Source organism: Leucobacter exalbidus (assembly GCF_017834145.1).
GTDB classification, from domain to species: Bacteria; Actinomycetota; Actinomycetes; order Actinomycetales; family Microbacteriaceae; genus Leucobacter; species Leucobacter exalbidus.
Genome location: NZ_JAFIDA010000001.1, coordinates 727,492 through 746,708, shown reverse-complemented (window position 1 = coordinate 746,708; position 19,217 = coordinate 727,492). Strand labels below are relative to the sequence as shown.

Below are 19,217 nucleotides of genomic sequence, written 5' to 3'. Positions count from 1 at the left end.
GCCGTGCGCGCATGGGAATTTCGGAAAGCTCCGGTAGCGTTGGGAGGTACAGAATTTTTTACAGCGAGGAGCGTCCTGTGCGACACGTGCTTGCAATCGTGGCTCTGGTAGCTTCCGGGCTGCTGTTGCTGCTCGGAATCGGCCAGCGAACTTTTCTTGCCGGCCCGGCCGAGATTCGATTTCCCGTCGATACTCAGTCAGACACCGGCTATGCCATCATCGACGCGAAAGAATTTGCGGAGGTGCCCGGCCAGGCGAACGTCGTGGTGCGCGGTGACACCGCGTTCGTGGCGATCGGTGCGACCCGTGACGTGCGTGGCTGGGCTGAGCCTTTCTCGCACGCTGAGCTCACGGTCGATCCAACGAGCAAGACCCTGCTGACGGGCCTGGTAGCCCCGGCCGTGGTCGATGAGGCCGCCGGCGAAGAGCGCGTTGAAACGCGCGATCCGCGTGGCTCAGACCTGTGGGTTGAGGAGCGCTCTGTGGAATCCACCAATACTTCCGAAGATGCAAACGAGACCGATGCGCTGCGCGTGCCGGTTGCTCTCGGCGCCGATCAGTCGGTGATCATCGCCTCGAACGGCAGCGATCCGATCCCCGCCGATGTTGCGCTCGTGTGGGCGCAAGACCGCAACACGCCATGGGCCGGGCCGTTGCTCGCCGGTGGTGCGCTGCTCGCGCTGATTGGCGGCGTGCTGTATCTGCTCGCGGTCGATCACGACCGTCGGGGTCTCGGCCCGCGCCGCGGTCGCCGGGGCCCGCTGCAGGGCCTGCGCAACCGGCGCTGGCTGCGCAAGGGGAAGACCGCGGCTCCGATCGTCGCGGCGGCCCCTGCAGCTGACCACACCGATGCTCCCGCTGATATCTCAGGCGCCCCCGAGGCCGCCGAAGCTCCCGCGGCCGAAACCGGCCCCGCGGTCGATGGCTCCGCAGCTGCTGACTCAGGGTCCAAGCCGCTCGCCCGCATCGCACTGCCACGCGCACGCCGCTTCGCGGCATTGCCTGCGTTGGGCGTCACGCTTGCCCTGGGGCTGTCAGGGTGCACGGCCAGCTACTGGCCGCAGCTGGGCGAAACCGCCGTCGTCGAAGAAACGACGACCCCCGCACAAGACTCGCGCATTGCTCCCGTGCCCGTGACCGGCTCACAGGTCGAGCGCATCGTAGGCCACGTCGAGGCCATCGCTGACGAGTCAGATGAGACGCTTGACGCCGAGCTGCTCGCCACCCGTTTCACCGGTGACGCGCTCGCGCAGCGTGCCGCAAACTACGCGATTCGTGCCGCCATGCCCGAGTACGCGGTGGTGCCTCCCAACCTCACGCACGATGAGCTCGACTACAAGCTCGTGCAGAGCACCGAGGGCTGGCCACGCACCCTGTTCGTGACCGTGGCCTCGACCCCTGGCGATGGCACCGAAGACGCTTCACCCTCGATCGCGATGATCATGCAGCAGGCCAACGCACACAGCAACTACCACGTCTCGCGCATCATCGCGCTGCGCGGTGGCATCTCAATGCCGCAGGCCGCACCCGCAGAGGAGGGCACCGCGGTGCTCTCGGGCGATCTTGAAACCCTCGTGCTGCAGCCGGCTAAGGTGGGCGAAGCCTACGCGGCCCTGCTGCAGAACGGCACCGATATTCCCGAGGCAGAATTCTTCAACCTCGACGGTGACACCCTGCTCGAAAACTACGGTCAAGCACGCGCCGCCAAGGCCCAGGTTGAATCTGACGACAAGGGTCAGACGATGAAGTTCAGCGCGACCGCGCACCAGGGCGAGCTGCAGCAGACCGCCCTGTCGACAGGCGCGGGCGGGGCCCTCGTGGCCACCACCGTGATCGAAGAGCAGATTGTTGACGCCGACGGCGGCCGCTACAAGCCGCAGGCGAAAGACGCGGTCACCGCGCTCTCGGGGCTCTCTGGTGAACAGGATCGCCTCGTGCAGCAGGTAGCGCACCAGCTGCTGTTCTTTGTGCCGAGCAAGTCTGACGAAACAAACACGAAAATTGAGCTGCTCGGTGTCACGAGCGAGCTCGTCGGCGCGACCAACTAGCGCGCATCGGTGCTAGGCCTTCCGCGCTCAGAGGCATGGCACCGATGCGCAGCCGTGTATTGGGGCTACACCACCCCGGCACGCGGGCACGACGGCCCAGGTGCAACGAATCTGAACGAATTATGTGGAGGATGTAACGATGAGTAACCCGATGCCAGCACGAATTCCCGCAGGTGGCGTTGACCTCAGCCACCTCGCCGCACGCCACCAGGCGCAAGCGGCGCAGCAGGGTCAGCCCGGCGGCGCTGCCCCGGCTGCCCCGGCCGGCGGGCACCAGACTGTTGACGTGCCGTCACTGATCGTTGATGTGACCGACGCCACATTCGAGCAGGTCGCTCAGCTGTCTGCGGTCGTGCCCGTCGTGATCGAGCTGTGGGCCGCGTCGAGCGAGCCAAGCAAGACGCTTGGCCCCGTCCTCGAAAAGCTCACCCGCGAGCTGGGCGGCCAGCTGATGCTCGGCAAGGTAGACGTCGACGCAAACCCTGGCATCGTGCAGGCGTTCCAGGCACGCTCCATCCCCACCGTGGTGGCGCTCGTGGGCGGTCGCCCCGTGCCGCTGCTTCAGGGTGCCATGCCCGAGGCGCAGATTCGCGATATCTTTGGCCAGTTGCTCGAGCTTTCGGCTCAGCAGGGGATCACCGGTCGTGTGAGCGCCCCCGATTCGCAGGCGCCGATTGATCAGGGCCCGGCAGAGCCCGCGGCCCCGCAGATCCCTGAAGCTCACCGCGTGGCCGTTGACGCTGCCGAACGCGGCGACTTCGAATCGGCCATCGCCGAGTGGGAGCGCGTGCTCACCAAGGCCCCCGCCGATCTCGAAGCACGCGCGGCCCTCGTGCAGGTGCGGTTGCTATACCGGCTGCAGGGCGTCAGCATCGACGAGGTGCGCACGCAGGCCGGGCTGAACCCGACCGACGTTGAAGCGCAGCTGCGCGTCGCCGACCTCGACGTGTCAGGCGGCCACATTGAGGATGCCTTTTTGCGTCTCCTCGACCTGTTCGTCGTGCAAGACGCCGATGGTCGCGCGATCATTCGTGAGCGCCTGCTCGAACTGTTCGAGGTCGTCGGCGTCGCAGACCCGCGGGTCATTGCGGCCCGCGGCCAGCTCGCCAACCTGCTGTACTAATCCGTGCGGGCCTACCTCGACCACGCTGCCACCTCGCCGATGCCGCGCGAGGTGCGTGAGGCGTACCTCGACGCGCTGGGGGTGGTCGGTAACCCGGCCTCCACGCACCAGCACGGTCAGGTCGCGAGCGAGACGCTCGAGACCGCGCGCGACCAGATCGCCGCGGCGCTCGGGTGCGATCGCGCAGAAACGATCCTCACCGGCGGCGGCACCGAATCCATCAACCTGGCCATCAAGGGCATGTTCTGGGCGCGTCAGCGCGCGGGATCAGGCCCGGTCGTTCTCGTCGCCGCGGGGGAGCATCACGCGACCTTCGAGGCTGCGCAGTGGCTGGAAGCGACCCAGGGCGCGCATCTGGTAGAGGTGCCCATCGATAACGCGGGCCGCATCCAGCCCGCTGCGTTGCACGCCGCGATCGTGGCGACCGGGGCCGAGCGCATCGCGCTCGTGACCCTGATGTGGGCCAATAATGAGGTCGGCACGGTGCAGCCAGTGGCCGAGCTGTGCACGGTCGCCCGCGAATTTGGCATCCCCGTGCACGTCGACGCGGTGGCCGCGCTCGGGCAAGAGCGCATTGACTTTGCCGCAAGCGGTGCGGCGGCGCTGAGCGTCTCGGCCCACAAAATTGGTGGCCCCGTGGGAATCGGCGCGCTCGTACTGGGGCGGCGCACGGTCGCTGACCCGCTGCTGCACGGCGGCACGCAACAGCGGGCGCGATCCGGATCGCAAGATGTCGCGGGCGCCGTCGCTTTTGCGGCCGCCCTCGCCCTCGTGGTCGAAGAAGACGGCACGCCGCGGGCGGAGTGCGTCGCACGCACCCGTGAGCTGCGCGACCGGCTCATCGCCGGAGTGCGCGCGATTGCCCCCGAGGCCGTGCTGCGCGGGCCAGAGCGCACGCCGCGGCTGTCCGGCAACGCGCACTTCACCTTTCCCGGGTGCCAGGGCGACTCGCTCGTGTTCTTGCTCGACGCCGCGGGCGTCTCGGCATCGGTCGGATCGGCCTGCCAGGCCGGGGTGCACGAAATCTCGCACGTGCTGTTGGCGATGGGGGTGCCCGAGGGTGATGCGGCCGGTGCGCTGCGATTCACGCTCGGCCCCGATAGCCAAGCCGCCGAGGTCGATGCGCTGCTTGCCGCGCTGCCCGCCGCGATCTCGCGAGCCCGCGTAGCCGGGCTGTCATAGCCCGTGTGCGCGCTACAGCAGCGCGCACACGGTTTGTATGGATGTTGCGCGGGTAGACTGTCCTGATGAAAATCTTGGCGGCTATGAGCGGTGGCGTTGACTCCGCAGTGGCGGCGGCGCGGGCCGTCGAAGCAGGGCACGAAGTTGTTGGTGTGCACCTGGCACTGAGCCGCATGCCCGGCACAATTCGCACGGGATCTCGCGGTTGCTGCACCGTTGAAGACGCGATGGATGCGCGGCGTGCAGCGAACCTGCTCGAGATCCCCTTCTACGTGTGGGATCTGAGCGAGCGCTTCAAAGAAGACGTGGTGGATGACTTCGTCGCCGAGTACGCGGCGGGGCGCACCCCCAATCCGTGTATGCGCTGCAACGAAAAGATCAAGTTTCAGGCGCTGCTTGATAAGGCGATCGCGCTCGGCTTTGACGCTGTCGCGACCGGTCACTACGCGATGCTTGAGCCGGGCGCACACGGCCCCGAGCTGCACCGCGCGAGCGCGTGGGCGAAAGATCAGTCGTATGTGCTCGGTGTGCTCACCGAGAAACAGCTCGCGCACTGCTACTTTCCCCTCGGCGATACGCCGTCAAAACAGTTGATTCGTGCCGAGGCCGCCGAGCGCGGTTTGCAGGTCGCGCAGAAACCAGACAGCCACGACATTTGTTTCATCCCTGACGGCGACACGCGCGGCTGGCTCTCAGACCACGTCGATCGCACGCCCGGTGACATCGTCGATGCTGGCGGGCAGGTGCTCGGTCGCCACGACGGTGCGCACGGCTACACCGTAGGTCAGCGCCGCGGCCTGTCGCTGGGCACCCCCGCCGCCGACGGCAAGCCCCGCTTCGTGCTGTCGATTCGCCCGGTGTCGAACCAGGTTGTGGTCGGGCCGAAGGAAAGCCTCGAGATTACACGCATCGCCGGCGGTCGCTACAGCTGGGCCGGCGAGCCCGGGTTCGATGTTGCCCAGCGGTTCGCCTGCGAGGTGCAGATTCGCGCCCACGCAGACCCCGTACCCGCTTTCGCCAGACTCGAGCCGATCATTGAGGCTGAGCGCACCGAGGAGCACCGCGTCGATGCCACCCACGAGATCGTGATCGACATTGACCTCGAGCACGCCGAACCGCTGATCGGGGTGGCCCCGGGCCAAACCGCGGTGATCTACATCGGCACGCGCGTCTTGGGCCAGTTCACGATCGACCGGGCGGTTGCCGCCGACGAGCTCGTGCACGCCGCATAACTGTAAACTCGCCGCGCAATCGTGTCGAAGGGTGGCGGGGTGATGCCACGCTTCTACACTTGAGGGGTGACGAAAGATATCTCCCCAGTGACTGCAGTGGCCGATCTCGACTTTAGTGCTGCCCGGATTGAAGCAGCCGAACTCGCCACCGAGATCGATCGCCTGCGCCTGGCTTACTATTCAGAGGGCGCGGGGCTCGTCTCTGACGCTGAGTACGATGAACTCTTTCGGCGGCTAGAAGCCATCGAGCATGCGTTCCCCGAGCTCGCAGGTCAAGACAGCCCCACCCGCGACGTGGGCGCGGCCATCGTGTCAGCCGGCTTTCCAGAGCACGAGCATGCCGAGCGCATGCTCAGCCTCGACAACGTGTTCTCCCTCGACGAGTTTCGGGAGTGGGCTGGGAAGACCAGTGCGGCCGCCGGGCGACCGCTGCGATGGCTGACCGAGCTGAAAATCGACGGTCTCGCGATCAACCTGGCCTACCGAGACGGCGTGCTTGAAACCGCCACCACTCGCGGTGACGGGCGCGTGGGCGAAGACATCACCGAGAACATCGACTTGATCCCGGTGATTCCGCGCGTGCTCACGGGAGAAGGTATCCCCGCGTTTTTTGAAGCGCGCGGTGAAGTATTTTTGGGCGGCGAAGACTTCCTTGCGCTGAACGCACGGCAGCGCGAGCTGCAGGCCGAGTACGCGCAGACGCAGCGGGGCCGCGGCAAGCTGGAAGACCAGATTCCGGTGAAATACCCCGAGTTTGCGAACGCCCGCAACACCGCCGCCGGCAGCCTGCGCCAACGTTCTGACAACAAGACCGAGAGCGAGCTCATGCTGATGCGTGAGCGGCTGGGGCGACTCTCGCTCTACGTGCACGGCATCGGTGCCTGGTCACACCCCGAGTTTGCAAACCAGTCAGACGCCTACCGGCTTCTGGGGGAGTGGGGCCTGCCCGTTTCGCCGCACTTTCGCGTGTTGGACGAGGTCGAAGACGTCGTCGCATTCATCGCTGATCGCGGGGAACACCGCCACGACTTCGAACACGAGATTGACGGCATCGTCATCAAGATCGACGAACTCGCGCTGCACGACGAGCTGGGCGAGACCAGCCGCGCGCCGCGGTGGGCGATTGCGTATAAGTATCCGCCCGAAGAGGTGCACACGAAGCTGCTCGAGATTCGCGTGGGCGTGGGCCGCACAGGCCGCGCGACCCCCTATGCGGTGATGGCGCCGGTGAAGGTGGCAGGCTCCACGGTGAGCCAGGCGACACTGCACAACCAGCAGGTGGTGAAAGCGAAGGGCGTGCTCATCGGCGACACCGTTGTGTTGCGCAAGGCGGGCGACGTGATTCCTGAGGTGCTGGGCGCCGTGCTGGAGCTGCGTGATGGCTCTGAAACCGAGTGGGTGATGCCCACGGGCTGCCCCGAGTGCGGCACTGAACTGCGCGCCATGAAAGAGGGCGACATCGATCTGCGCTGCCCCAATGCGCGCGACTGCCCCGCGCAGGTGCGTGGACGGGTGGAACACATCGGATCGCGTGGTGCGCTCGACGTTGAGGTGCTGGGGGAGATCACGGCCGCAGCGCTGACCGGCCCCGAGGTACCCGCGCGTGCACCCCTGCAGACCGAGGCCGGGCTGTTCGAACTCACCGCAGAAGAGCTGGTGCCGATTGTGGTGATCGTGCGCGACGCCGAGACCGGTGAGCCGAAAAGCGATGAGAAGACGGGCGAGTTCGTGCGTCGCACACCGTTCCAGAAGCTGGGCCCGGCCACCTACCCGCCCGGGTGGGAAGACAAGTCACAGGCCGAGCGCCGTGCCGCCGGCATCAAGAAGAACCACCGTGAGCTGCTGCCCGCGAAAGATGTGCAGACGTTGCTCGATGAACTCGAGAAGGCGAAAACGAAGCCGCTGTGGCGCCTGATTGTGTCGCTCAACATTCGCCATGTGGGGCCCGTCGCGGCACGCGCGCTCGCCGAATGGTTTGGGTCACTCGATGCCATTCGGGCGGCCTCCGTCGAAGAGCTCGCCGAGGTCGAGGGGGTCGGCGGCATCATCGCCGAGTCACTCAAAGACTGGTTTGAGATCGACTGGCACGTCGAGATTGTTGACCGGTGGGCGGCGGCTGGCGTGCAGTGGTCGACGCCCGGTCATCAGGGCCCCGGCGCCCAAACCGTCACCGGCGGTGTGCTCGAAGGGCTGGTAATCGTCGCCACCGGCGCGCTTGACGGGTTCACCCGCGACGGGGCGAAGGAAGCCATCATTCAGGCGGGCGGCAAAGCGGCATCAAGCGTCTCGAAGAAAACGGACTATGTTGCTGCGGGCCCCGGCGCCGGATCAAAGCTGGGCAAGGCCGAAGAGCTCGGCGTGCCCGTGCTCGACGCCGCACAGTTCGCTGTGCTCGTGAGTGAGGGCCCGGCGGCGCTCAACCTGTAGTGCTGGCTCGGTAGTACTCACCCGAGCTCGTTGACGAGCTTCGACGCCGCGTGGACGGCCCGTGTGCGGGCCGTCCACCTGGCGGCCGGGCCGCCGAATACGTGAAGTTGTCCACAGATTGCGTGCTGCACCCCACACGCCCGCGCCGGGTGGCTACGCTGAGTGGGATTCGTGGTCACTCGCGAATTCATAGATCAGGGGGAAACTGACAATGGCTGTCATGGAAACCGCAGTAGCAGGAGAAACCGCTGTAACAGGAAAAACCGCTGTAACAGGAAAAACCGCAGTAACAGAAGCAACCGCAGCACCCGCGCAAAACAGCACCGGCCCGGTGCGCGCCGCCTGGGCCGAAACTGACCCGCTTCTGCAGGCCTATTACGACACCGAATGGGGGATGCCGGTCACCACCGAGGCCGGGGTCTTTGAACGGATGAGTCTCGAGGCGTTTCAATCGGGGCTGTCGTGGCTCATCATTTTGCGTAAACGCGAGGCATTTCGGCAAGCGTTTCGCCAGTTCGACGTGCGCGAGATCGCGAAGTTTGGTGACGCTGAGGTCGCCGAGCTGATGGACAACCCGGGTATCGTGCGCAACCGTGGCAAGATTCTCGCCACCATTTCAAACGCCCGCGCCACTCTCGCGCTGCACGAGCGCGGCACCACCTTGGCCGACATTGTGTGGAGCGCGATGCCCGATACCTCACCCGCTCCGGTGACCGAGGCGGGAGTGCCGTCGCGGTCGAAAGAATCTGCGCAGCTGGCCAAAGAACTGAAGCGGCTCGGGTTTTCATATGTCGGGCCCACCACAATGTATGCGCTGATGGCGGCGCTGGGCATCGTGGATGTGCATTTGATCTCGAGCCACCGCCGGGGGTGCTCGGGGCTGTGGCAGCAGGACGGTACACGCGCGGGCGAACCCTCCTGATCACTAGCCAAGGTGAACTTCACCGTCGGTCGATAGGATAGGGGGGTTCAATGAACCCTTTGAGTTCCGACGTAACGATGGAGCAGCATGCCTGAAACGCCAGTGGGCGCGAGCAGCGAGATCACGGTTGAGGCCGTGCAGCATCTCGCGGGTCTCGCCCGGATCGCCCTCACCGACACCGAGGTCGCCTCGCTTACGAGCGACCTCGGGTCGATCCTCACGAATATTGCCAAGGTTAGCGAAGTGGCCGGCGCCGATGTGCCCGCCACGAGCCACCCGATTCCGCTGAACAATGTGACGCGCGCCGACGTGATCGCTGACCAGTTGACCCGTGAAGAAGCGCTCGCCAACGCGCCCGAGGAGTTCGACGGCATGTTCCGCGTCTCCTCAATTCTCGGCGAAGAGCAGTAGGAGGAGAGCCATGAGTGAATTGATTACACTGACCGCGGCCGAGCTTGCTGTCAAGCTTGCGGCCCGCGAGGTTTCCTCAGAAGAGGCCACCCGTGCGCACCTCGAGCAGATCGCAGCCGTCGACGGCACGCTGAACGCGTTCCTCGCGACCAACGAAGAGGCCTCCATCGCTGCGGCCCGCGCGATTGACGCGCGCCGTGCCGCTGGCGAAACGCTGGGCGAGCTCGCCGGTGTGCCCCTCGCGGTCAAGGACGTGTTGGTTACCACCGACATGCCCTCCACCTCGGGCTCCAAGATTCTTGAGGGTTACCGGTCGCCGTTCGACGCCACCGCCGTTGCCAAGGCTCGCGCCGCCGGCCTCGTGTCGATCGGTAAGACCAACATGGACGAGTTCGCAATGGGCTCGGCCACGGAGAACTCGGCTTACGGCCCCACGCGCAACCCGTGGGACACCGACCGGGTGCCCGGCGGCTCGGGCGGCGGCTCTGCCGCAGCCGTGGCAGCGTTCCAGTCACCGTTGGCGCTCGGCAGCGACACGGGCGGCTCGATTCGTCAGCCCGCAGCGCTCACCGGCACCGTGGGCGCCAAGCCCACTTACGGTGGAGTCAGCCGCTACGGCGCCATCGCGCTCGCATCGTCGCTCGACCAGATCGGCCCGTGCGCGCGTACCGTGCTCGACACCGCGCTGCTGCACGACGTGATCGCCGGTCACGACCACCACGACTCCACCTCACTCGACTTCGCGTGGCCGTCAATGGCCGCCGCGGCACGAGGTGGCGCTGATCCGGCATCGCTGAAGGGCCTGCGCGTTGGCGTCGTCAAGCAGCTGATGCTCGAGGGCGTTCAGCCTGGTGTGAAGGCGCGCTTCGAAGAGACGCTCGCTGAGCTCACCGCAGCGGGCGCCGAGATCGTTGAGATCGACGCCCCCCACTTTGAGTACGCCGTGGCCGCGTACTACTTGATCTTGCCCGCTGAGGCTTCGAGTAACCTCGCGAAGTACGACTCGGTGCGCTTCGGCATGCGCGTGAACCCCGCAGGGGGCGGCACCGTCGAGAACGTGATGAGCGAGACGCGCGCGGCAGGCTTCGGCCCCGAGGTAAAGCGCCGCATCATCCTCGGGACGTACGCACTCTCGGCCGGCTACTACGACGCCTACTACGGCAGCGCGCAGAAGGTACGCACGCTGATTCAGCGTGACTTCGCCGCAGCATTCGAGCAGGTTGACGTCATCGCGTCGCCCACCGCTCCCACCACCGCGTGGAAGCTCGGCACGCACGGCGGCGACCCGATGCAGGACTACCTGAACGACGCCACCACCATTCCCGCAAACCTCGCGGGCCTGCCCGGCCTCAGCCTGCCGATCGGCACCGCCGCAGAAGACGGGCTTCCCGTCGGCCTGCAGCTCATGGCTCCGGCCTACGAAGATGCGCGTCTGTACCGCGCGGGCGCCGCCATTGAGCAGCTCGTTGCGAACCGCGATGGATCTCCGTTCTGGGCACAGGCCCCCTCCCTTGCAGGTAGCTTGGCGCGAAAGGCAGCGAACTAATGGCGAAGACAAAGCTGATGAGCTACGAGGAAGCCCTTGAGCGTTACGAGCCCGTTATCGGGCTTGAGGTGCACATTGAGCTGAACACGAAGACGAAGATGTTCTCTTCGGCCCCCAACACCTTTGGTGCTGAGCCGAACACGAACCTCACGCCGGTGTGCCTCGGTCTGCCCGGCTCACTGCCCGTGGTGAACCACGAGGCCGTGCGCTACTCGATTCGTTTGGGTCTCGCGCTGGGGTGCGAAATTGCCGAGGTCTCGGGCTTCGCACGCAAGAACTACTTCTACCCCGACATGGCGAAGAACTATCAGATCTCGCAGTTTGATGATCCGATTGCGCACGATGGCTCGGTAGAGATCGAGCTCACCTCGGGTCGCGTGGTGCACGTGCCCATTGAGCGCGCACACATGGAAGAGGACGCCGGCAAGCTGAACCACGTTGGTGGCTCAACCGGTCGCATTCAGGGAGCCGAGTACTCGCTCGTTGATTACAACCGCGCGGGTGTGCCCCTCGTCGAGATCGTGACCCGCCCCATCTTTGGTGGCGAGGCCGACACTCCCGAGATTGCTTCGGCCTACGTCGCGGTCATCCGTGAAATGGTCGTTGCGCTCGGCATCTCTGACGCCCGCATGGAACGCGGCAACATTCGCTGTGATGCGAACGTGTCGCTGCGCCCGCGCGGCAACGAAGATGCCGGCATGAGTGTGCTCGGCACACGCACCGAAACCAAGAACGTGAACTCACTGCGTTCAATCGAGCGTGCGGTGCGCTTCGAGATTCAGCGCCAGGCAGAAATTCTGCACAATGGTGGCACCATCACGCAGGAAACGCGCCACTGGCACGAAGACACGGGTGAGACCTCACCGGGTCGCCCCAAGAGCGACGCCGATGACTACCGTTACTTCCCCGAGCCTGATCTTGCGCCGCTCACGCCCTCGCGTGAACTGGTGGAAGAGCTGCGCGCGACGCTGCCCGAGCACCCGACGCTGCGTACCCGTCGTCTGAAGGCAGACTGGAAGTTCTCGGCACTCGAGTTCCAGGACGTCGTCAATGCGGGCCTCGTGTCGGCCATCGAAGCGACGGTTGCTGCGGGCGTTCCCGCTCAGACCGCGCGTAAGTGGTGGACGGGCGAGATCGCTCGTATCGCGAACGAGCGCTCGGCTCAGCCGACCGACCTCATCACGCCCGCACAGATCGTGTCGGTTGTTGAACTGGTCGACGCTGGCACCCTCAACGACAAGCTGGCACGCCAGGTCATTCAGGGCGTCATCGACGGCGAAGGTACCGCCGCCGAGATCGTCGAGGCTCGCGGTCTCGCGATCGTGTCTGACGACGGCCCCCTCATCGAGGCCATCGACGCGGCACTCGCGCAGCAGCCCGACGTGCTCGCAAAGATTCGCGACGGCAAGGTGCAGGCCGCCGGCGCAGTCATCGGTTCAGTTATGAAGGCAATGCGCGGCCAGGCCGACGCGGCCCGCGTGCGTGAACTCGTGCTGGAGCGCGCCGCTCAGTAGCTCGCGGCTCGCCACACTTTCTGCTCCCTCAGCATGCACCAGATTTAGACGGTGCGCGCTGGGGGAGCAGTTGGTTATGCGCTGAAGCTTTGCCACTCTTCAGGTAGCAAATGTGGGCGGGCGCCTGCGCTCACGGCAGAACCGGGCATAGAAAAAGCCCCAACTCGCGCATCTTCATGCGAAAGTTGAGGCTTTTTCTGTGGTGCCGGATGCGGGACTTGAACCCGCACACCTTTCGGCAACGCATTTTGAGTGCGTCGTGTCTGCCAATTCCACCAATCCGGCAAGTATTGAGTTGTTGTGGCCGCACTGCGTGTGGCAACAGAGACCACACTAGCGCAGGATGGGGGTGACAAAAAAATCGAACCGCTATACCACCAAAATATTTCGCTGGGGAATGCGGCTCTGGGGATATTCACCAACTTTCAGCTGCGCAATGTCGTAAACTAGAGGAGTGAATGACCAGAGCACTGCCACGAGCGCTTCGCGACGCGTTGTCGTTGCGGAAGACGAATCCCTGATCCGCCTCGACATCGTTGAAACGCTTCGCGACAACGGCTTCGACGTAGTGGGTGAGGCCGGTGATGGTGAAGAAGCTGTACGCCTCGTCCAGGAGCTGCGCCCCGACCTCGTCGTGATGGACGTGAAGATGCCCAAGCTTGATGGCATCTCTGCTGCCGAGATCATCAACAAGGACAACATCGCGCCCGTCGTGCTGCTGACCGCGTTCAGCCAGGCTGAGCTCGTTAAGCGCGCGAGCGAAGCCGGTGCCCTCGCCTACGTGGTGAAGCCCTTTACTCCCGCTGACCTGATCCCCGCCATCGAGATTGCTCTGTCTCGCTTTGAGCAGATCACGACGCTCGAGAACGAGGTTTCTGACCTCGCTGAGCGCTTTGAGACGCGTAAGCTCGTTGACCGCGCCAAGGGTATCCTGAACGACAAGATGGGCCTCACCGAGCCCGAGGCGTTCCGCTGGATTCAGAAGGCTTCGATGGATCGTCGCCTCACGATGCAGGATGTCGCGAAGACCATCATCGACCAGTTGGGTCAGAAGAAGGACGCCTAACCACTGGCGTACTACGCACAAAGCCCGGAGGAATTTTCCTCCGGGCTTTGTGCGTTTACTGCCGGCCTGTTGCTGCCACGCGGCAGTGGTTAGGCGATGCGCTTATAGAAATTCGTGATGCGCACGGTCGAGCAGCGCTGACCGCGCTCGTCGCTGATGACGATTTCGTGCACGGACACCGAGCGGCCGAGCTTGATGGGGGTGCAGACCCCCGTGACGATCCCGGATCGTGCCGAACCCGTGTGCGTCGCATTGATATCGAGGCCGACCGCGACGTGCCCCTCGGGGGCCATCAGGTTCGCGTGCATGGAGCCGAGCGATTCACCCAGTACAACGTACGCGCCGCCGTGCATCAACATGACGGGCTGGGTGTTTCCCTCAACGGGCATGGTGGCCACCGCGCGCTCGGGGGTGAACTCAAGAAACTCGATACCCATCTTCTCTGCGAGCGCGCCGACCCCGAGATCTCGAATGAATTCCATCCGGTCGGCCAGCGCAGTTGCCTGTGAAGCCTGGGGGAGTTGGCTGGGAACAGAGTCAGACATCGCGAAAATAGCCCTTTCAGATCTGCCTGCCACCGGGCGCATGACCGCGGCGGCTTGTAGGCTGGTGTTGTGTCGAATACGCATCAGCCTACCCTCATGATCATTGATGGCCACTCGTTGGCCTTCCGCGCCTTTTACGCGCTGCCGGTCGATAGTTTTCAAACCCAAACGGGGCAGCATACGAACGCCATTCATGGCTTCATTGCGATGCTCATCAACCTGCTCAACAACGAGAAGCCCGATGCGCTCTGTGTCGCATTTGATATCTCGAGGCACTCGTTCCGTACCGAGGAGTACCCCGAATACAAGGGCACTCGCGGTGAAACGCCTTCAGAGTTCAAGGGTCAGATCCCGCTGCTGCAGGAGGCCCTGCACTCGATGGGTATTAAGACCCTCGAGAAAGAAAACTACGAGGCCGACGATATTCTGGCCACGCTGTCTGCACGTGGGGCCGCTGCCGACTACCGCGTGCTCGTGGTGAGCGGTGACCGCGACACCATTCAGCTCGTTGACGATAACGTCACGCTGCTCTACCCCTCAAAGCAGGGGGTGAGCGAACTCACCCGGTATGACGCCGAGAAGGTGATGGAGCGTTACGGGGTACGCCCCGAGCAGTACCCCGAGATCGCCGCGCTTGTGGGCGAGACCAGCGATAACCTGCCGGGTGTGCCGCGCGTGGGCGAGAAGACCGCGGTGAAGTGGATCAACCAGTTTGGTTCACTCGAAGAGATTCTGCGTCGCCAAGATGAAATCGGCGGCAAGGTGGGCGAGAGCCTGCGCGAGAATGCACACCTGGCCGCGCGCAACCGCCGTCTGAACCGGCTGGTGCGCGATGTTGAGCTCGATGTGCAGCTCACAGACTTCACCCTCGGCGCGATGGACATGGACGCCGTCGCTGAGATGTTCGCGAAGCTCGAGTTTCGCACGCTGCTGCAGCGCGTCGCCAAGATTGCTGGCACCGAGCTGTCGCACGATCCGGCAAAGCCTGCCGAGCCGCTCGCGCCGACACGCCCCGAAGCGAAGCTGTTGATCGATGAGGAGCTGGGGGACTGGCTCGCCAAAAACCCGAGCCCCGCCGTGATGATCTGCGAGGGCCTGGGCGGGCTCGAAGTGGGCGTGGCGACCGAGACCGCTTCAGTGAAGTTTGATTGGCAGCCGGGCGGGCGCGACTACTCGCAGTTCGAGCAGTGGCTCGCCTCAGACGAGCCCAAGGTGTTCTTCGACGCGAAGGCTCAGCTTGAAATTGCTCAGCGCGCGGGCGTCACCGTCGGTGGTATTGCGGGCGACGCGCTGCTGGCGGCCTGGCTGCTGCGCCCCGCAACCGCCGAGAAGAACATCGCAGATGCGGCGATGCGGTTCTTGGGTGAGCAGGTGCCCGAGGGCGACCCCAACCAGCTGGTCCCCGATGAGGGCAGCGTGGCTGACGCCGCGACCCTGGCCTGGTACATCGTGCGCACCCACGAAGTGGCGGTGTCGCGATTTGAGGATCGCACCGCCGAGATTTACTTCGACATTGAGCTGCCGCTGGTTTCGGTGCTCGCCGCGCTGGAAACTCGCGGCGTGCAGATCGACCTGCCGCTGCTCGAAGCACATCAGGCCGAGCTGAAAGACCGTGTTGCAGAACTGCAGCAGCGCGCATTTGACGCGATTGGCCGCGAGGTGAACCTGTCCTCACCCAAGCAGCTGCAAGAGGTGCTCTTCGAGCAGCTCGATATGCCCAAGACGCGTAAGACGAAGAGCGGGTTCACCACCGACGCAGCGGCGCTCGCCGATTTGCAGCACAAGAACCCGCACCCGTTCCTTGACGCGCTGCTGTCGCACCGTGAAGCGAACAAGATGCGCCAGATGGTGGAAACGCTGATTAAGGCCGTGAGCGATGACGGCCGCATTCACACCACCCTCGTGCAGACGGGTGCGAGCACCGGGCGGTTGTCATCGACTGACCCCAACCTGCAAAACATTCCGGTGCGTTCGGAAGAGGGGCGTCGTATTCGCGAGGCGTTCATTTACGCGCCCGAGTTTGAGACGTTGATGACGGCTGACTACTCGCAGATCGAAATGCGCATCATGGCTGACCTGTCGCAAGACGCCGGCCTGATTGAAGCCTTTAACGAGGGCGAAGACCTGCACCGGTTTGTGGGCTCGCGGATCTTCGGCGTTGCGCCAGCTGACGTCACCAACGAGATGCGTTCAAAGGTGAAGGCGATGAGCTACGGCCTCGCCTACGGCCTCTCGGCGTTTGGCCTGTCCAAGCAGTTGGGCATTTCGGCCGCAGAGGCCAAGCAGCTGATGACGGATTACTTCGAGCGGTTCGGCGGCGTGCGTGATTACCTGCGTGCAGTGGTCGATCAGGCGAAGCGCGACACCTACACCGAAACCATCTTTGGTCGCCAGCGTCCCTTCCCTGAGCTGGCAAGCCCGAACCGGATCCTGCGTGAGAACGCCGAGCGTGCCGCATTGAACGCACCCATCCAGGGTTCTGCCGCCGACATCATCAAGCGCGCCATGATTGCGGTCGAGCGTCGCATGCGTGAGGCCGATCTGACGTCGCGCATGCTGCTGCAGATTCATGATGAGTTGATGTTTGAAGTTGCTGCGGGCGAGTGGGACGTGCTCGAGGCGATTGTGCGTGAAGAAATGGCTGGGGCCGCTGATCTTGCGGTGCCGCTCGAAGTACAGGTGGGCCAGGGCGCCAACTGGAACGCGGCCGCGCACTAGTCACACGGTAATAGACGGAGGGGGCGCAGCTGCACGTTCGAGTTCACTCTCGGTCGTGCAGCTGCGCCCCACCTGTGTCAGTTGGCCATGCGGGGAGAAGCGGGCCTCGGCAATGCCGGGGCACAGGCCACGCGACAGCGGGTTGCTTTTGCCCGGGCGTGTCGTGGGTTGTTTTCGCGTGAATATGCGGGGTATGCTGGGGTGTCACATTTGTGACGACCAACCGTGTCCAATGCGGGAGCGCCTAGCGGGTTTCGATGCGTCGAAATTCGGCCCCATGCGGTGCGCACCCGCCTGAATATCCTGTCCATCTGGAGATCAATTACATGACGAACGCAACGACCACTAGCAAGCAGGTCGCAGTAAACGACATCGGCTCGGCCGAGGACTTCCTTGCAGCGGTCGAACTGACCATTAAGTCCTTCAACGACGGCGACCTCATCGAGGGCACCGTAGTGAAGATTGACCGCGACGAGGTTCTCCTCGACGTAGGGTTCAAGACCGAGGGCGTCATTCCCTCGCGCGAGCTGTCCATCAAGCATGACGTGAACCCCGACGAGGTTGTTCAGGTCGGCGACGCCGTTGAGGCACTCGTGCTCCAGAAGGAGGACAAGGAAGGCCGTCTGATCCTGTCCAAGAAGCGCGCTCAGTACGAGCGTGCCTGGGGCGACGTGGAGAAGGTCAAGGAGACCGAGGGTGTCGTTACCGGCACCGTCATCGAGGTCGTCAAGGGTGGCCTCATCGTTGACATCGGACTTCGCGGCTTCCTCCCCGCTTCGCTTATCGAGCTGCGCCGCGTGCGCGACCTCACCCCGTACTTGGGTCAGGAAATCGAAGCGAAGATCCTCGAGCTCGACAAGAACCGCAACAACGTTGTGCTCTCACGTCGCGCACTGCTCGAAGAGACCCAGTCGGCTACGCGCTCTTCGTTCCTCGCAGAGCTCAAGCCCGGCCAGGTTCGCAAGGGTGTTATCTCGTCGATCGTCAACTTCGGTGCGTTCGTCGACCTGGGTGGCGTGGACGGCCTCGTGCACGTCTCAGAGCTCTCCTGGAAGCACATCGAGCACGCCTCTGACGTTGTCGAGGTTGGCCAGGAAGTTACCGTCGAGGTACTCTCGGTCGAGCACGATCGCGAGCGCGTCTCGCTGTCGCTGAAGGCAACGCAGGAAGATCCGTGGCAGGTATTCGCCCGCACGCACGCGATCGGCCAGATTGCTCCCGGCCAGGTCACGAAGCTCGTTCCCTTCGGCGCGTTCGTTCGCGTTGCAGACGGCATCGAGGGCCTCGTGCACATCTCTGAGCTCTCGGATCAGCACGTTGAGCTCGCCGAGCAGGTTGTGGCCGCAGGCCAGAACGTGTTCGTCAAGATCATCGACATCGATCTCGAGCGTCGCCGCATCTCGCTCAGCCTCAAGCAGGCTAACGAGGGCGTTGACCCCGAGGGCACCGAGTTCGATCCGGCTCTCTACGGTATGACCACCGAGTACGACGAGAACGGTGAGTACAAGTACCCCGAGGGCTTCGATCCTGAGACTCAGGAGTGGAAGGAAGGCTTCGACACCCAGCGCGAGAAGTGGGAGCAGGAATACGCTGCTGCACAGGCTCGTTGGGAGTCACACAAGAAGCAGGTTGCTGAAATGGCAGCCGAGGCTGCTGCGGCTCCCGCAGCACCCGCACCTTCTTCGACGTTCTCAAGCGATTCGGCAACGACCGGCGCACTCGCCGACGATGCAGCACTCGCAGCACTCAAGGCGCAGCTCGAGGGTAACTAACCCTCACCGCGCAAGCGTGTGAACACTAGCAGGCCCGGTACCCGAAAGGGTGCCGGGCCTGCTGGCTTTTAAGGGGAGTGCGCGACCGCTAGGCCAGCTGGGTGCGTCGAAGCCGCTTCGCTGCGACCATGCGCTTGAGTCTGCGCGACAACCAGATAATCAGCCCGATGAGCGCCACGAGCGCGATCACGGGCACCACCACCGCCAAAATCGTGAGCACCACCGCGCCCACATCCTCGAGCGTGCTCATCACCGATGCGCCGGCGCCCGCCGTCACGAAGTTAATGGCGGGGCGGGCAATCGACTTGAGAATGTGCGGCACCAAAGCCACCAGCACGCCCATCACAAAGGGCCACACCTCCGCTGAGGTGACGAACGTAGCGGGGTCTGCCACAGCGACGGTGCTGCTGGCTGATCCGGCACTGAATGAAAGGCCGCCCGCAGCTGGGCGCACCACCGTTTGTAACACATCATTGATGGTGTCGAGCGCCGGCACCTTATCGACCACGATCTCAATGACGAGCAGCACGCCGACGATGCCCAGGCTCCAGCCGTTCGTGAGCCAGGCCCAGGTATCGGGCAGATCAATGAGCGAGGTGAACCGGGCGAGCAGGCCCAACCCCAGCAGCGGAATATAGGCATTCAGCCCCGCCGAGGCGGCAAGCACGGTGCCGGTGATGATCTCAAGCATGCAGGCCTCCCACAGTCACC

At 64.3% G+C, this 19,217-nt stretch carries 14 protein-coding genes and 1 tRNA gene; 12 read left to right on the top strand and 3 right to left on the bottom strand.

All coding sequences use genetic code 11. The annotated features are described in order from the left end of the window. Positions 1-77 precede the first annotated feature (77 nt). The 9 genes from JOF28_RS03425 (at position 78) to gatB (ending at position 12,405) form a co-directional block, all read left to right on the top strand. Positions 78-2,048, top strand: a complete 1,971-nt coding sequence (locus JOF28_RS03425) for a DUF8094 domain-containing protein (protein ID WP_209704475.1) — start codon at positions 78-80, stop codon at positions 2,046-2,048. Between the two features lie 139 nt (positions 2,049-2,187). Further along, positions 2,188-3,171 (top strand): tetratricopeptide repeat protein, encoded by a 984-nt coding sequence (locus tag JOF28_RS03420; protein ID WP_209704474.1) that lies wholly within the window; start codon positions 2,188-2,190, stop codon positions 3,169-3,171. A gap of 3 nt (positions 3,172-3,174) precedes the next feature. After that, entirely contained in the window at positions 3,175-4,353 is a 1,179-nt protein-coding gene (locus JOF28_RS03415) for a cysteine desulfurase family protein (protein ID WP_209704473.1), read from the top strand. A gap of 65 nt (positions 4,354-4,418) precedes the next feature. After that, on the top strand, positions 4,419-5,585 hold the full coding sequence (gene mnmA, locus JOF28_RS03410) for a tRNA 2-thiouridine(34) synthase MnmA (RefSeq protein ID WP_209704472.1): 1,167 nt from the start codon (positions 4,419-4,421) through the stop codon (positions 5,583-5,585). A 66-nt stretch (positions 5,586-5,651) separates the two neighbouring features. Then, positions 5,652-8,012 carry an NAD-dependent DNA ligase LigA gene (gene ligA / locus JOF28_RS03405; protein ID WP_209704471.1) on the top strand — a complete coding sequence of 787 codons (2,361 nt, stop codon included), beginning with the start codon at positions 5,652-5,654 and terminating at the stop codon, positions 8,010-8,012. 220 nt (positions 8,013-8,232) lie between these two features. Further along, a complete protein-coding gene (locus JOF28_RS03400) occupies positions 8,233-8,934 on the top strand; it encodes a DNA-3-methyladenine glycosylase I (RefSeq protein WP_209704470.1) in 702 nt (233 codons plus the stop codon). 87 nt (positions 8,935-9,021) lie between these two features. Continuing rightward, on the top strand, positions 9,022-9,345 hold the full coding sequence (gatC, locus tag JOF28_RS03395; RefSeq protein WP_209704469.1) for an Asp-tRNA(Asn)/Glu-tRNA(Gln) amidotransferase subunit GatC: 324 nt from the start codon (positions 9,022-9,024) through the stop codon (positions 9,343-9,345). A 10-nt stretch (positions 9,346-9,355) separates the two neighbouring features. Continuing rightward, entirely contained in the window at positions 9,356-10,891 is a 1,536-nt protein-coding gene (gatA, locus tag JOF28_RS03390) for an Asp-tRNA(Asn)/Glu-tRNA(Gln) amidotransferase subunit GatA (RefSeq protein WP_209704468.1), read from the top strand. Beyond that, entirely contained in the window at positions 10,891-12,405 is a 1,515-nt protein-coding gene (gene gatB / locus JOF28_RS03385; protein WP_209704467.1) for an Asp-tRNA(Asn)/Glu-tRNA(Gln) amidotransferase subunit GatB, read from the top strand. Before gatA ends, gatB begins: the two co-directional genes overlap by 1 nt. Positions 12,406-12,605: 200 nt before the next feature. Here the strand turns inward: gatB and JOF28_RS03380 are convergent. Next, positions 12,606-12,690, bottom strand: a tRNA-Leu gene (locus JOF28_RS03380). A 169-nt stretch (positions 12,691-12,859) separates the two neighbouring features. On the opposite strand from JOF28_RS03380, the gene JOF28_RS03375 reads away from it, so the two are divergent. After that, positions 12,860-13,471, top strand: coding sequence for an ANTAR domain-containing response regulator (locus JOF28_RS03375; RefSeq protein ID WP_209704466.1), 612 nt, complete (start codon positions 12,860-12,862; stop codon positions 13,469-13,471). Between the two features lie 89 nt (positions 13,472-13,560). Here JOF28_RS03375 and JOF28_RS03370 read toward each other — a convergent pair whose 3' ends face one another. Beyond that, a complete protein-coding gene (locus JOF28_RS03370) occupies positions 13,561-13,953 on the bottom strand; it encodes a hotdog fold thioesterase (protein WP_245190082.1) in 393 nt (130 codons plus the stop codon). A 159-nt stretch (positions 13,954-14,112) separates the two neighbouring features. Between JOF28_RS03370 and polA the strand changes: the two genes are divergently transcribed. Together polA and rpsA are read left to right on the top strand one after the other, a co-directional pair. Beyond that, positions 14,113-16,734, top strand: a complete 2,622-nt coding sequence (gene polA, locus JOF28_RS03365) for a DNA polymerase I (protein WP_209706742.1) — start codon at positions 14,113-14,115, stop codon at positions 16,732-16,734. 326 nt (positions 16,735-17,060) lie between these two features. Then, entirely contained in the window at positions 17,061-18,506 is a 1,446-nt protein-coding gene (gene rpsA, locus JOF28_RS03360; RefSeq protein WP_209704464.1) for a 30S ribosomal protein S1, read from the top strand. A gap of 88 nt (positions 18,507-18,594) precedes the next feature. Here the strand turns inward: rpsA and JOF28_RS03355 are convergent, their stop codons facing one another. Then, positions 18,595-19,197, bottom strand: coding sequence for a DUF4126 domain-containing protein (locus JOF28_RS03355; RefSeq protein WP_209704463.1), 603 nt, complete (start codon positions 19,195-19,197; stop codon positions 18,595-18,597). Between the last annotated feature and the right edge of the window lie 20 nt (positions 19,198-19,217).